Annotated in this window: 14 protein-coding genes, 2 rRNA genes and 1 riboswitch; of the genes, 1 reads left to right on the forward strand and 15 read right to left on the reverse strand. The window is 43.7% G+C overall.

Annotation, left to right across the window (positions count from 1 at the left end; all coding sequences use genetic code 11):
• Positions 1–143 precede the first annotated feature (143 nt).
• A complete protein-coding gene (locus ACFPOH_RS07935) occupies positions 144–614 on the forward strand; it encodes a YgaP family membrane protein (protein WP_390309351.1) in 471 nt (156 codons plus the stop codon).
• A gap of 72 nt (positions 615–686) precedes the next feature.
• Here the strand turns inward: ACFPOH_RS07935 and purD are convergent, their stop codons facing one another.
• The 15 genes from purD to ACFPOH_RS08010 all read right to left on the reverse strand — a co-directional run.
• Positions 687–1,943 carry a phosphoribosylamine--glycine ligase gene (gene purD, locus ACFPOH_RS07940; protein ID WP_342580523.1) on the reverse strand — a complete coding sequence of 419 codons (1,257 nt, stop codon included), beginning with the start codon at positions 1,941–1,943 and terminating at the stop codon, positions 687–689.
• 111 nt (positions 1,944–2,054) lie between these two features.
• Positions 2,055–3,581 (reverse strand): bifunctional phosphoribosylaminoimidazolecarboxamide formyltransferase/IMP cyclohydrolase, encoded by a 1,527-nt coding sequence (purH, locus tag ACFPOH_RS07945; RefSeq protein ID WP_342471123.1) that lies wholly within the window; start codon positions 3,579–3,581, stop codon positions 2,055–2,057.
• A 49-nt stretch (positions 3,582–3,630) separates the two neighbouring features.
• The gene (gene purN / locus ACFPOH_RS07950; RefSeq protein WP_342471122.1) at positions 3,631–4,200 is read right to left on the reverse strand and encodes a phosphoribosylglycinamide formyltransferase; all 570 of its coding nucleotides are present in this window, start codon (positions 4,198–4,200) and stop codon (positions 3,631–3,633) included.
• Entirely contained in the window at positions 4,197–5,255 is a 1,059-nt protein-coding gene (purM, locus tag ACFPOH_RS07955; RefSeq protein ID WP_342471121.1) for a phosphoribosylformylglycinamidine cyclo-ligase, read from the reverse strand. The genes purN and purM overlap by 4 nt, the downstream gene beginning before the upstream one ends.
• A gap of 12 nt (positions 5,256–5,267) precedes the next feature.
• Positions 5,268–6,692 (reverse strand): amidophosphoribosyltransferase, encoded by a 1,425-nt coding sequence (purF, locus tag ACFPOH_RS07960; protein ID WP_342471120.1) that lies wholly within the window; start codon positions 6,690–6,692, stop codon positions 5,268–5,270.
• On the reverse strand, positions 6,668–8,893 hold the full coding sequence (gene purL / locus ACFPOH_RS07965; protein WP_342471119.1) for a phosphoribosylformylglycinamidine synthase subunit PurL: 2,226 nt from the start codon (positions 8,891–8,893) through the stop codon (positions 6,668–6,670). The genes purF and purL overlap by 25 nt, the downstream gene beginning before the upstream one ends.
• A complete protein-coding gene (gene purQ / locus ACFPOH_RS07970; RefSeq protein ID WP_342471118.1) occupies positions 8,886–9,563 on the reverse strand; it encodes a phosphoribosylformylglycinamidine synthase subunit PurQ in 678 nt (225 codons plus the stop codon). The genes purL and purQ overlap by 8 nt, the downstream gene beginning before the upstream one ends.
• 2 nt (positions 9,564–9,565) lie before the next feature.
• Entirely contained in the window at positions 9,566–9,814 is a 249-nt protein-coding gene (purS, locus tag ACFPOH_RS07975; RefSeq protein ID WP_342471230.1) for a phosphoribosylformylglycinamidine synthase subunit PurS, read from the reverse strand.
• Positions 9,815–9,816: 2 nt separating this feature from the next.
• Positions 9,817–10,527, reverse strand: coding sequence for a phosphoribosylaminoimidazolesuccinocarboxamide synthase (gene purC / locus ACFPOH_RS07980; protein ID WP_342471117.1), 711 nt, complete (start codon positions 10,525–10,527; stop codon positions 9,817–9,819).
• A 43-nt stretch (positions 10,528–10,570) separates the two neighbouring features.
• Entirely contained in the window at positions 10,571–11,869 is a 1,299-nt protein-coding gene (purB, locus tag ACFPOH_RS07985; RefSeq protein ID WP_342471116.1) for an adenylosuccinate lyase, read from the reverse strand.
• Positions 11,870–11,888: 19 nt separating this feature from the next.
• Positions 11,889–13,010, reverse strand: a complete 1,122-nt coding sequence (purK, locus tag ACFPOH_RS07990) for a 5-(carboxyamino)imidazole ribonucleotide synthase (RefSeq protein ID WP_342471115.1) — start codon at positions 13,008–13,010, stop codon at positions 11,889–11,891.
• Complete coding sequence (gene purE / locus ACFPOH_RS07995; RefSeq protein WP_342471114.1) at positions 13,007–13,495, reverse strand: 5-(carboxyamino)imidazole ribonucleotide mutase; 489 nt, start codon at positions 13,493–13,495, stop codon at positions 13,007–13,009. The genes purK and purE overlap by 4 nt, the downstream gene beginning before the upstream one ends.
• Positions 13,496–13,648: 153 nt before the next feature.
• Positions 13,649–13,748: riboswitch (purine riboswitch) on the reverse strand.
• 80 nt (positions 13,749–13,828) lie between these two features.
• Positions 13,829–14,029, reverse strand: coding sequence for an NETI motif-containing protein (locus ACFPOH_RS08000; protein ID WP_342471113.1), 201 nt, complete (start codon positions 14,027–14,029; stop codon positions 13,829–13,831).
• Between the two features lie 700 nt (positions 14,030–14,729).
• A 5S ribosomal RNA gene (gene rrf / locus ACFPOH_RS08005) occupies positions 14,730–14,843 on the reverse strand.
• A gap of 64 nt (positions 14,844–14,907) precedes the next feature.
• Positions 14,908–15,028: ribosomal RNA gene (locus tag ACFPOH_RS08010) — 23S ribosomal RNA — on the reverse strand; the annotation flags it as partial.

Consider the following 15,028-nt stretch of genomic DNA (forward strand, 5'->3'; position numbering starts at 1 on the left):
TATTTATTTCGTTTATTTGCGTTTTATTCGCACATACTAACATTGCTGAAAAGCAAGCGCAGTTGCTTTTATCGTAACACAGCACTTTATTAAATTAAAGTGAATTCATTCAATTCATTTCATGCGAAAAGGGGTGGATTTTCTTGTTGGAAGAAAATATTTCTGAAAAAAGCGCCTTCGTCCGTCTTGTATTAGGGATTGGTTTGACAGCTTGCGGAATCAGCCATTTAGTGAAAGAAAACGGCAGCAGAATGTTGGGAACCCTGTCTGTTGCAGCCGGTGCGATGAAAATTGCGGAAGGTCTTTTCTTCTATTGTCCAACGAAGGCCCTCTTCAGCAATAACGTAAAAGATGCGGTATCCAGTTCCATCCAGGATTTTATGGATGCGGACAGTTTAATGACCGCTTTCAACTCAAAATACAATAGCGGCAACCAGAATCAAAGCCAAAGTTCCCAAGCCCAAAGCGCAAGCGGTAACGAAGGGGCTGAACTGTTGCAAACTGCTGCAAATGTGGCTGAAAAGGTTGCCAGCACAACTCCTGCCGGCACTGAAGCAAATCAGGCTGCAAAAGCGGTTAAAGCCGTTGCCCACAGTCAGAAACGCTCAAAATAATCAACACTCGTTAAGAAAAGCACAAACCTCATTATTGGTTTGTGCTTTTTTGCCGTATTTATCCCATAAAAATTATTTGAACGTTCTCCAACCGATATCTTTGCGGTAGAAGAAATGATCCCACGAATATTTTCCAATGGCTGCATATACTTTTTCTTTCGCTTCTTTCAAAGTGTTTGCTTTTGCCGCCACGAGTAACACGCGGCCGCCGTTTCCGACATATTGTCCATCTTTCAGCTTCGTTCCGGCATGATATACTTCCACTTCTCCGCTCAGCTCTTCCAAGTTTGGAAGCGGATTACCTTTTTCAATCTCTCCCGGGTATCCTTCTGCGGCAATCACAACGCCCAGCATTGCTTCATCAGACCATTGCAAATCGAAAGGTTTTTCATCCATCAATGCTTTCATGAACTCTCCAAAATCGGATGACATGCGAGGAAGCACCACTTGTGTTTCCGGGTCACCGAAACGCGCGTTGAATTCAATCACTTTCGGTCCTTCTTTTGTCAAAATCAACCCTGCATATAAAATGCCGGTAAAGGATGCCCCTTCAGCTTCCATGGCTTTGACAGTCGGTTCAATGATTTCTGTATAGGCGCGGGAAACCATTTCTTCCGGAATTTGCGGAACCGGAGAATATGCGCCCATGCCGCCTGTGTTTGGACCTTGATCCCCATCATATGCGCGTTTATGGTCTTGGGCAATCACCATTGGATAAATTTGTCCTTTATGTACAAAGGACATGAAAGAGAATTCTTCCCCTTCCAAAAATTCTTCGATGACCACTTTCGATGAAGATTCCCCGAAGCGCTGATTGCCGATCATGTCCGTTACCGCATCAATGGCTTCCTGTTCCGTCATGGCCACCACTACGCCTTTTCCGGCTGCCAGTCCATCGGCTTTGACAACGATTGGCGCACCTTTTTCTTTGATATACTCAATCGCTTTATCCACTTCAGTGAATGTTTCATATACAGCGGTTGGAATGTTGTATTTTTTCATCAATTGTTTTGCAAACGATTTGCTGCTTTCGATTTGTGCAGCTTTTTTTGTTGGACCAAAAATCGCCAAACCTTGTTCCTGGAAATAATCCACGATTCCTGCTGCAAGTGGTTGTTCTGGTCCTACAAACGTTAAGTCGATTTGTTGCTCTTTCACGAATTTGGCCAAGTTTTCAAAATCCAATGCATCGATGGCAACCAATTCCGCGCAGTCACGCATTCCGTCATTTCCCGGTGCCACATACACTTTTTCAACCGATGGGGAAATGCTGAATTTCTTGGCGATTGCGTGCTCGCGTCCACCACTGCCAACTACTAACACTTTCATATAGTCAGTCCCCTCCTATATACTATTGGGAATATTACTTTTCAAGGGATAAATTTCAAAAATGCCCGCAGCTTTAGAAAAGACGGCTACGAATCGAGCCGCCTTTATTCATTAATGTTTGAAATGTCTTACTCCTGTAAATACCATGGCTATTCCAGCTTTGTTCGCCGCATCGATGGAATCTTGGTCCCGGATGGATCCGCCTGGTTGAATAATCGCTGTAATTCCCGCTTTAATCGCTTCTTCCACTGTATCCGGCATTGGGAAGAATGCGTCGGATGCCAACACGGCTCCTTTTGCTTTTTCCCCTGCTTGCTCCAAAGCGATTTTTGCGGCACCGACACGGTTCATTTGACCAGCGCCGATTCCTAATGTCATTTCTTTATTATTTACGACGATGGCATTTGATTTCACGTGTTTTACAACCGCCCAGCCAAGTTTTAAAGCTTCCCATTCTTCTTCCGTTGGTTCGCGGTCCGTTACCACTTTAATCTCTGCATCCTCGAAACCGTACGTATCATCTTCTTGGACGAGCAGGCCGCCCTCAACGGAAACCACTTTAAACGGATCTCTTTTTTCTTGGGCGAAGTTGATTGTCAACAAACGGATATTTTTCTTTTTCGTTAAAATTTCCAATGCTTCTTCGCTGAATGAAGGCGCAATGATAATTTCAAGGAAGATTTTGCTCAATTTTTCGGCTGTCGCTGCATCCACTTCACGGTTTAATGCAATGATTCCGCCGAAAATGGAAACAGGGTCAGATTCATAAGCACGGTCAAAGGCTTCTTCAATTGTGCTTCCAATTCCGACGCCGCATGGATTCATATGTTTTACCGCCACTGCAGCCGGCTCTTTGAATTCTTTCACGATTTGAAGAGCGGCATTTCCGTCTTGGATGTTGTTGTAGGAAAGTTCTTTCCCATGCAATTGCGTTGCATAAGCAAGCGAGAAGTCCGATCCTAAGCGTTTTTTATAAAATGCCGCTTTTTGGTGAGGGTTTTCACCGTAGCGCAAAGTTTGTTTTAATTCGTAAGTCAATGTTAAGTTTTCCGGGAATTCTTCTTCCGTTAAATAGTTGGAAATGTATGCATCATAGCTTGCTGTGTGACGGAACACTTTCGCAGCAAGTTTTTTGCGCGTTTCGAAAGTTGTTGCACCATTTGCTTTCAATTCTTCAAGCACCGTAGCATAGTCGTTGCTGTCCACGATGACTGTTACATATTGGTGGTTTTTCGCCGCCGCACGCAACATTGTCGGACCGCCAATATCGATGTTTTCAATCGCTTCTTCATACGTCACATCCGGTTTAGAAATGGTTTCTACGAATGGATATAGGTTGACACAAACGATTTCAATCGGTTCAATTCCATGTTCTTTCATTTGCGCCTGGTGGGAAGGATCATCAAATTTCCCCAATAATCCGCCGTGAATCATCGGATTTAATGTTTTCACACGGCCATCAAGAATTTCAGGGAATTTTGTCACTTCATCTACTCCGGTTACGGGCACGTTATTTTCTTGAAGCAATTTTTTCGTACCGCCTGTAGATAAGATTTCATACCCTAAAGCAACCAATTCTTTCGCGAATTCTACAATTCCATCTTTGTTTGAAACACTAATCAGTGCACGTTTAGCCACAGTCAAAGCCTCCAATTTGTTTTTTCAAATTTAGCCTATCTTTTTGAAATTATTTATTTTCAAATAATTTTTTTAACGTTTTTGGGTAAAGTACATGTTCCACTTGATGAATGCGTTCTTCCGTCGCTTCCCGGTCGCCTTCCACCACTTCCACTGCTTGTTGGGCAATGATTGGGCCGGTATCCATCCCTTCATCCACATAATGGACTGTCACACCGGTAATTTTCACACCGTGCTCCATCGCTTGTCCAATGGCATCTTTGCCAGGGAATGCCGGCAATAAAGAGGGATGAATATTGACAATTTTATTCGGATACTTGGAAAGCAGCGTTTCGCCAACTAATCGCATATAGCCTGCCAAAACGATCCATTCCACTTCTTTTTCTTCTAATCTTTCGGCAATGGCAGATTCATATGTAGCCTTTGAACCGTACTCTTTCGGTGAGAAAGCGAAAACCGGGATGCCGAATTTTTCTGCCCTTTTGACCACATATGCATTCGGTTTATCCGTTACCACCAATTCAATTTTGGCATCCAATTCCCCACGTTCAATGGATTCTTGGATCGCTTGGAAATTTGTCCCGCTGCCTGAAGCAAAAACCGCTATTTTTGTTGTCATTGACTTAAGCTCCCATCGTGATTTCCATTAAATATTACTCCTTCGCCTTTAACAACACGGCCGATTTTGAACGCTTTCTCCCCGTGGGCTTCCGCAATTTCCACCACTTTGTCCGCATCTTCGGCTGAAACGGAAAGGACGAATCCAATTCCCATATTAAATACGTTGTACAAGTCGCGATCCTGCAGTGATCCTTTATCTTTTAAGAATTCAAAAATGCGTGGGATTTCCCATGTTCCTAAATCGATCTCCGTTGCCAATCCTTCCGGCATCATGCGAGGCAAGTTTTCATAAAATCCGCCGCCCGTGATGTGGGCCATTCCGTGAACGTCCACTTGTTTCAACACTTCCAGCACCGGTTTCGCGTAAATTTTCGTCGGTGTGAGAAGCGACCCGCCAATTGGCCCCAAATCCTCATAGCCTTCAATCACTTCATCAAATTGATAACCGCAATCATTAAAAACAATTTTGCGTACCAAGGAATAGCCATTGGAATGCACACCGCTGGATGCAAGTCCGACAAGCACGTCACCTTCCACAATTTTTTCTCCAGTGACCACTTTCGATTTTTCGCAAGCACCCACAGCAAAACCGGCCACATCGTATTCATCTTCATCATATAAACCTGGCATCTCAGCCGTTTCACCGCCGATCAATGCTGCGCCTGCCTGCACACAGCCGTCCGCAACACCGCTGACAATCTGTTCAATCTTTGCAGGATCCGCTTTTCCAATCGCGATATAATCGAGAAAATACAATGGTTCCGCACCTTGGGCCACAATGTCATTGACGCACATGGCCACGCAATCAATGCCGATTGTGTTGTGTTTATCTGCCATAAATGCCAGTTTCAATTTTGTCCCGACACCATCTGTACCAGAAATAAGAACCGGTTCCTTTAAGTTCAGTGAAGATAAATCGAACATGCCACCGAAGCTGCCAAACGCTCCCATCACCCCAAGGCGGTTTGTTCTCTCGACATGGGACTTCATGCGTTTAACCGCTTCATAACCTGCTTCAATATTTACCCCCGCTTGCTCATATGCTTTTGACATGATTCTTCCTCCTTAACGTGAAAGTTCCTTGATATGTGGTAAGACAGTGTCCGGGAAAATTTCTGTTGGATATTTTCCAGTAAAGCAAGCCATGCAAAGACCGCCGTACTCATCATCAAAAGGTCTTGAAACGGCTTCTACCAATCCTTCGGGCGATAAAAACGTCAAGGAATCCGCACCAATTGCTTCCCGGATTTCATCAATCGTTCTTCCAGTAGCAATTAATTCTTCATCGGATGAAATATCAATGCCATAGAAACAAGGATTGGAAATTGGCGGAGAAGTGATTGCCACATGCACTTCTTTCGCTCCTGCTTCTTTCAACATTTTGACGATTCTGCGTGAAGTCGTTCCGCGGACAATGGAATCATCCACCATTACGACACGTTTGCCGCGCACCACTTGAACAACAGGTGAAAGTTTCATTTTCACTCCGCGTTCACGCAATTCCTGTGTTGGTTGAATAAATGTCCGGCCGACATACCGGTTTTTGATTAATCCCATTTCATAAGGAATCCCGATTTCTTCAGCAAATCCAATGGCAGCGGAAATGGAAGAATCCGGAACACCTGTCACAACATCCGCATCGATATGACCCATTTCTCTGGCCAATTGTTTTCCCATCCGTTTGCGGGCCATATGAATGTTGACTTGATCGATATTGGAATCAGGACGTGCAAAATAAACATATTCCATTGCGCACATTGCCCGGCGTTCCATTAACGCGTACCGGTCTTCCTCGATGCCATTATTCGAAATAATGACCAATTGACCCGGTTGAACTTCCCGGACATATTCCGCACCAATTAAATCGAAAGCACATGTTTCGGAAGCAGCCACCCATGCATCACCCACTCTGCCGATGGAAAGCGGGCGCAACCCATTGCGATCCCGGGCTAGAATCATTTTATCTTTCGTTAAAATAATGATGGAGAAAGCCCCTTTCAACAAGGAAAGGGCTTCTTTCACTTGCTCGAGAAAATTGGGTTTTTTGCTTTTTTTGATAAGATGCACAATGACTTCCGTATCTGAAGTTGAATGGAAAATACTTCCTGAGCGCTCAAGATGTTGTTTTAGATGATTGGCATTCACCAAATTTCCGTTATGGGCTACTGCCATTGTGCCAGTGGAGGAACGGAATAAAAGGGGCTGAACGTTGTCAATTCCCCCTCCACCTGCCGTTGTATAGCGAACATGGGCAATTGCAGCATTTCCTTCCAAACTATTTAATTTTTCTTCATTGAATACTTCATTGACCAGGCCTTCACCTTTCACGATTTTAAAGTACTGGCCGTCTGTCGCGACGATGCCAGCACCTTCTTGTCCTCGATGTTGAAGCGCATGCAGGCCGTAGTAGCTCATTTTGGCTGCTGCTTCATGGCCCCATATCCCAAAAACACCACATTCTTCGTTTAAGCCTCTGATTTCAGCAAGCATGGGATAGCTCCTTTCCAAGCAGAACAAAATTCATCTACAGAACCTTCAACCAATAAACCTGGTTCCCCTTCAATGGTGATTTTTCCATCGTTTGTTACTACACCAATTTTTTGCGCATCCGGAATCATTTGTTCAAACGATGCCGCATCTTCTTCTTTCACCGTTACAATAAAGCGGGATTGTGATTCACTGAATAATGCGGTTACAGGTGAACCCTCTAATTTCACGTGGATTCCGAGACCATTCGCATTAAAAGTTTTTTCCGCCAATGCAACTGCTACGCCGCCTTCAGCCACGTCATGAGCAGACTGAACGAGTCCTGCGCGAATGGCAGAAAGCAATGCTTTTTGGCGTGCAGCCTCTTCTTCCAAATCGATTGACGGTGCTTTACCGAAGATTTTTCCATAAACCAATTTTTGAAGTTCGGATCCGCCGAATTCTGTTTTGGTTTCCCCAAGTAAATAAACGATGTCGCCAGCTTGTTTTACTTCTTGCGTTGTTACATGGGATAAATCTTCCACTAATCCAACCATGCCGATTGTTGGTGTTGGATATACCGCTTGACCGGAGTGTTCGTTATAAAGGGATACGTTTCCGCTGATAACCGGTGTTTCTAAAGCGGTGCATGCCGCAGCAATTCCATCGGCACTTTTTTCAAGTTGCCAGAAGATTTCCGGTTTTTCCGGATTTCCAAAGTTTAAGCAGTCCGTGATTGCCAATGGTTCTCCACCGGATGCGACAATGTTGCGGGCAGCTTCCGCCACTGCGATTTTACCGCCTGTTTCCGGATCCAGGAAAATGTAGCGGGAGTTGCAGTCAGCTGTCATCGCAAGCCCTTTATTTGTGCCTCTTACGCGCAATACAGCCGCATCGGAACCAGGTGTCACCACTGTGTTGGTACGCACTTGGTAGTCAAATTGATCATATACCCATTCTTTTGATGCAACCGTAGGGGCTTGAAGCAATTGTTTCAATGTTTCTTTGAAATCATCCACTTCCGGTTCGCTGTTTTCCATCGCTTGGAACTCTCTATAATATTCCGGTTCTTTGGATGGTTTGTGGTAAACTGGCGCATCTTTCGCCAACGCATCCGCAGGGACTTCTGCCACCACTTCCCCTTTATGAATGAGGCGGAGCATTTTATCCTCTGTTACCCGGCCGATTGCCACCGCGTCCAAACCGTACTTTTCAAAGATTTTTTTGATTTCTTCTTCACGGCCTTGTTTCACGACTAAAAGCATCCGTTCCTGTGATTCGGAAAGCATCATTTCATAGGCAGTCATTCCTGTTTCCCGTTGAGGAACCAAGTCCAGGTTCATTTCAATACCGTATCCGGCTTTTGATGCCATCTCTGAAGAAGATGAAGTGAGTCCTGCCGCTCCCATGTCCTGGATTCCGACAAGCGCATCGGATTTTACCACTTCCAGGCATGCTTCAAGCAGAAGTTTTTCCATGAATGGGTCTCCCACTTGAACCGCCGGACGTTTTTCATCGGATTCTTCACTCAATTCTTCCGACGCGAAAGTGGCACCGTGAATTCCGTCGCGGCCCGTTTTTGCACCTACATACATCACTGTGTTTCCAACACCTTTGGCAACACCTTTTTGGATGTCTTTATGATCGATTAACCCAACGCACATGGCGTTAACCAAAGGATTTCCTTCATAGCATGGGTCAAATTGTACTTCGCCGCCAACAGTCGGAATTCCGATACAGTTACCATAACCGGCGATCCCGGCGACAACTTCTTCAAACAAGTATTTCACCCGAGGTGTTTTTAATTCGCCAAAACGCAAAGAGTTTAGCAGTGCAATTGGACGCGCTCCCATGGAAAATACGTCGCGGATAATTCCGCCAACCCCTGTTGCGGCTCCTTGGTATGGTTCAATGGCTGAAGGATGGTTATGGGATTCCATTTTGAATACAACGGCTTGCTCGTCACCAATGTCCACAATCCCTGCCCCTTCACCAGGACCTTGCAATACGCGGGGACCGCTTGTAGGGAATTTGCGCAACACCGGCTTGGAGTTTTTATAAGAACAGTGTTCAGACCACATTACAGAGAACAAACCTGTTTCTGTCCAATTTGGAAGACGACCTAAAATTTCTTCAATCTTCGCAAATTCTTCATCACTTAACCCCAAGTCGCGGTAAAGCTTCTGCTCCTTAATTTGTTCTGCTGTTGGTTCAAAATTAGACATGTGATTCCCTCCACTGTTTCACAATTGATTTGAATAACGCCAGTCCATCTGCACTGCCAAGTAATGCATCCACCGCGCGTTCCGGATGGGGCATCATGCCAAGAACGTTGCCACGCTCGTTCACAATACCAGCAATGTTTTCAAGACTTCCGTTCGGATTTTCTCCTGAATAAGTGAACACGATTTGGTTGTTTTCTTTTAATTTTTTCAACGTTTCCTCGTCACAGAAGTAGTTTCCTTCACCGTGGGCAATCGGAATTTGAATGATTTGCCCTTGTTCATATTGATTGGTAAACAATGTTTGGTTGTTTTCAACTTTTAACGGAACCGTACGGCAAATGAATTTTAAGTTTTTATTGCGGAGCAGTGCGCCAGGTAAAAGTCCGGCTTCCGTCAAAATTTGGAATCCGTTGCAGACTCCCAAAATCGGTTTTCCTTCTTCCGCCGCTTTTTTCACTGCTTGCATCACCTTTGACTGGCTTGCCATGGCACCGCAGCGTAGATAGTCTCCATATGAGAAACCGCCCGGAATCAAAATGGCGTCAAATTCGCTCAAATCTTCCGCATCATGCCAAACATATTCCACTTCTTCGCCAAGTTCGTCTTTGATGGCATGGTACATATCGACGTCACAGTTCGACCCTGGGAAAACGAGTACAGCAAATTTCATGATTATTGAGCCTCCTCGATTTCAAAGCGATAATCCTCGATCACTGTGTTCGCAAGCAGCTTTTCACACATTTCTTTTACCAATGCATCGATATCCCGCTCTGTATCGGAAATGAGCAATTCCAAATATTTCCCGATGCGGACATCTTCCACTTCTTTGTATCCCATGTTGACTAAAGAACCTTTCACGGCTGAACCTTGAGGGTCCAATACACTTTCACGCAATGTGACGTAAATCTTCACTTTTTTCATCATCAATTTCCTCCAAGTCTAGAAAGTATAATGTTATATACATCTGTTAAACTTCCAAGATCTCGCCTGAACACGTCTTTGTCCAATTTCTCTTTCGTTTCTGCATCCCAAAGCCGGCATGTGTCCGGTGAAATTTCATCGGCAAGCAATATGTTTCCGTCTTTGTCCCGGCCGAATTCCAATTTAAAGTCCACCAAAATGACACCGATTTTTTCAAAAATCTTCCGTAAGGCTTCGTTCACTTTTAAAGCGAGATTTGTGATTGTTTCAACTTCTTCTTTTGTTGCAAGACCAAGAATATCAATATGGTCGTTATTGATGATCGGATCTTTTAATGCATCGTTTTTGTAATAAAACTCCACTATCGGACGCTTTAAGGCTGTGCCTTCTTCAATGCCCAGACGCTCTGAAAAGCTGCCTGCTGCAATATTGCGGACAACCACTTCAAGCGGGATGATTTCCACTTTTCTAACAAGCTGTTCGTTTTCGGAAATTCTTTTAATAAAATGGGATTCAATTCCCTGTTGTTTCAGTTGTTCAAAAATGATGGTGGAAATTTTATTGTTCAAGATCCCTTTGCCTTCAATTTCTGCTTTTTTAAGACCGTTGAAGGCAGTGGCGCTGTTTTTATATTCCACAAACAATACGTCTTCCTGATCTGTTGCATATAAGCGTTTCGCTTTTCCTTCATATAACAATGCGCCTTTTTCCATACCCGTTTCCCCCAGTAATTTAGAATTGGTGTTTTTTTTTGAATTACTCATTTAATCCTAAACGGTCAAAAATATAATCCACATTTTTCAAATGCCAGTTGTAATCGAAACAATCATCAATTTCTTCTTTCGATAAAAGCGAACCGATTTTTTCATCCGCTTCCACCAATGGACGGAACGGACGCTGTTCATCCCATGCTTTCGCAGTGAGCGGTTGGACTGTATCGTAAGCTTCTTCACGGGACAGGCCTTTGTCAATCAACTTCAATAGAACGCGTTGTGAATAAATAAGTCCAAACGTTGCATCCATATTGCGTTTCATATTTTCAGGGAAAACAGTCAAGTTTTTCACAATATTTGCGAAACGGTTCAACATGTAGTTCAATGCAATTGTCGTATCAGGAATGATGATTCGTTCTGCGGATGAATGGGAAATATCCCGTTCATGCCATAATGGAACATTTTCATAAGCGGTAACCACATGTCCACGAATCACGCGGGCAATTCCGGCCATGTTTTCGGAGCCGATCGGGTTGCGCTTATGCGGCATTGCGGAAGAACCTTTTTGTCCTTTTGCAAATCCTTCTTCCACTTCGCGAGTTTCGGATTTTTGCAAACCGCGGATTTCCGTTGCGAATTTTTCGATGGATGTCGCAATTAAAGCCAATGTCGCAATGTATTCCGCATGGCGGTCCCGCTGCAATGTTTGGGTTGAAATTGGTGCAGGAGTAAGTCCCAATTTTTCGCACACATATTTTTCAACAAATGGATCGATGTTGGCATAAGTTCCGACCGCACCGGAAATTTTTCCTGTTTCAATCGTTTTGGCCGCTCTTTCAAAGCGTTCTAAATTACGCAACATTTCTTCACGCCATAGAGCCAGCTTTAAACCGAATGTTGTCGGTTCCGCATGTACGCCATGGGTGCGTCCCATCATAACTGTGTATTTGTGTTCTTTTGCCTTTTCTGTCAATACATCAATAAAGTTGTGAAGATCTTTCCGTAAAATGTTGTTGGCTTGTTTAATCAAATAAGAAAGGGCTGTATCGACAACATCCGTTGAAGTGAGTCCATAATGAACCCATTTTTTCTCTTCGCCCAGCGACTCGGATACCGCGCGGGTAAACGCTACGACGTCATGTTTGGTTGTTTGTTCAATTTCATAAATGCGGTTGATATCGAATGTTGCATTTTGACGTAACTTTTCAACATCTTCTTTTGGAATGACACCAAGTTCAGACCAAGCTTCGCAAGCCAAAATTTCCACTTCAAGCCATGCGTTGAATTTATTTTCTTCAGTCCAAATAGCCCCCATTTCAGGGCGAGTATAACGTTCAATCATCTGCGAATCTCCTTTTCTTTTATCTCCAAATGCCAGAATCTTCAATTTCCTTTAATGTTGCATCAATGTCATCTGTTAGTATGGTTACATGTCCCATTTTTCTGTTCACTTTCGCCTCTTTTTTTCCGTAAAGGTGAACAGACCAATGTGGATATTTGGTTATGGAATTGATCAGTGGCGCTACATGTTGACCCAATACATTCACCATCACCACCGGAGAATGCAATTTCGGTTTTCTTAGCGGCCAACCGGCTATCGCACGGATATGTTGTCCGAATTGAGAAATATTGCACGCTTCAATGGAATAGTGGCCGGAATTATGAGGTCTTGGAGCCAATTCATTAATAATAATTTGTCCATCCTTCAGCACGAACATTTCTACCGCCAACGTTCCAATTAATTGCAAGTGTTCCGCAATTTTATGGGCCGCTTCTTCCGCCAATTGTTTCGTTTGATCGGAAATACGGGCTGGAACAATCGTTTCATGCAAAATGTGATTCACATGAATATTTTCGCCCACTGGCAAGCAATACGTTTCTCCGTTTCCGTTCCTTTGGATAATTACCGAAATTTCCTTTTCGAAAGGAATAAAGCCTTCCACGATACATTGGGAATGTTCAAACAAGCTTTTTGCGAGTGGCAAATCCTCTTTTGATTGAAGCTTTTGTTGGCCTTTTCCGTCATATCCGAAACGGGCAGTTTTTACAATGCTCGGATAACCGATTTGATCGATTTTCTCTACAAGTTCCTCATAGCTGTCACAAACGATATAAGGAGCCACCGGGCAACCCGCTTCCACAATTGCCTGCTTTTCTGTCACACGGTTTTGGGTGATGCGGATAATTTCAGCACCTTGAGGCACATAGGCGATCTCTGTTAATTTTTTGAGTCCTTCATAATCGATATTTTCAAATTCGTAAGTGATGACGTCACTTACTTCCGCCAACTCTTCAAGTGCGGTTTGATCATCATAAGGAGCCACTATTTGTATATCTGCGACTTGTCCGCATGGTGAATCCATTGTCGGATCAAGAACCGCAATTTTAAAACCAGCCTCTTTTGCACTGAGAGCCATCATTCGTCCTAACTGTCCGCCACCGATGATGCCGATTGTTTGGCCGGGGTAGATCGTTTTCATCACTTTAAGTCACCTGAACTTTCCAACACTTTTTGTTTTAATTGTTCCCGTCGAGCTTCCAGTTTCTCTGCCAATTGTTTATCTGTAATGGATAAAATTTGCGCCGCTAAGAGTCCTGCATTCGTTGCGCCGGCTTTCCCTATCGCCACCGTCGCCACAGGAACCCCTCCTGGCATTTGAACAATGGAAAGTAATGAATCAAGTCCATTTAATGCTTTTGATTGCACAGGTACACCGATAACTGGCAAGGTTGTTTTACTTGCAACCATCCCCGGTAAATGGGCAGCTCCCCCAGCTCCGGCAATAATCACTTCGATTCCCCGTGAACGGGCAGTTTCAGCATATTCAAACATTAAATCAGGAGTCCGATGGGCTGATACCACTTTTTTTTCATAAGGAATTTTTAACTCGTCTAAAATATCACAAGCATGTTTCATTGTTTCCCAATCGCTGGAACTTCCCATAATGACGCCGATTTTAGGATTCATCCAAAACGCTCCTTTTTATTTCAATCTCTTACTTTTGATTCCGAATAAAAAGTCCTCAAATAGCCCGCCTTCGCTATACGATAGAAAGCAGCTTACCTGAGGACATAGCAATAGGAGGCCGGTGTTTATTCAATTCCAACCTGCCGAATCATCCAAAAAGTTGCTTTCCCGCATAGTCCGACATTTACGGTGTCGGGTAGAGACACTAGAGCCATATCCTCTAGCATATATGTGGGACTTTTCCTCTGTTCATTGTAGCAAGGGTGGAGGAGAAAATCAATGAAAAAATGCGAACGTTTATATAAAGTAATTATTGAATATTCGTGTTTTGAATTATTTTTTATTTTTTTCTTCCATCAATTCTCCTTTAAATCGAACTTTTTGACGAAAATAAACCACTTCACCGTCAACCCTTTGAAAAACCGGTTCTTCTTTTCTTAAAACCGGTCTGTACCCCATTTTCAACATTCTTTCGATACACTGTTCCGGTGTTTCATTTTCCTCCATTTCGAACCAAATAGTCTTTTTCGGCAAATCCTTCACCCTTTCACCTTTTATCAAAGAATTGGATCTTTCTTTTATTATGCTAATATTTGGGCTTCCTATCGAACAAAAATTCATTAAAATATTCACCAACTTCCTTTAATTAAGACGAAAAAATGGTTGGCTTTCCGGGTTAAATCAGGAAGTAAAAAAGGCACCACTATGATCGGGGTGCCTTTTTGGGTTTTGGTCTAATATAACAGAACAGACTTTCAGTTTTTGATTGTATGGAATTTTAGTTTTATAAATAAAATGCAGAAAGGGGTTTTCTTGATATTTTTTATCCTCTAAATGTTAATTTTGAATTAATCGAACTTTTTATCCTTGTCAAGAAATCAATGGACTTTCTGTCTTTATTTGTATGGAACTTCAAATTTCAACATAGAAAAGCATTGGCGACGTCCTACTCTCGCAGGGGGTCCCCAACTACCATCGGCGCGAACTCCGAAGCGCGTTGACCGGCTACTCTCGTCAGCTTCGGCGGTCCGGTGCTCACGTACCCGACGCTTGCGCTCCGGGCCGCCTCGCTTCCTTGATCTTCTTGGTCCCCGTGCTTCTCGTCTGCTTCTAATCGGTCTGCTGTTTCACTTTTTGGTCCTGCTTCTGTATCGCGCCGAGCTGACCTCCGGTCTTTGGTAGTTGGGGGCAAAAAAAAGCCACTACCGACTTTCTGTCAGTAATGACTTTTTGAGCCTAGCGACGTCCTACTCTCGCAGGGAAGCCCCCAACTACCATCGGCGCTAAAGAGCTTAACTTCCGTGTTCGGTATGGGAACGGGTGTGACCTCTTTGCCATCATCACTAGACTTGTTTTATGTATGTAGAGAGGTTGTTCTCTCAAAACTGGATAACGGCATTGAAAGCTTTCTTTTGGTTAAGTCCTCGATCGATTAGTATCCGTCAGCTCCACACGTCACCGTGCTTCCACCCCGGACCTATCTACCTCATCGTCTTTGAGGGATCTTACTTGCTTATGCAATGGGAAATCTCA

The organism is Ureibacillus suwonensis (genome assembly GCF_042655065.1).
In the GTDB taxonomy this organism is placed as follows: Bacteria; Bacillota; Bacilli; order Bacillales_A; family Planococcaceae; genus Ureibacillus; species Ureibacillus suwonensis.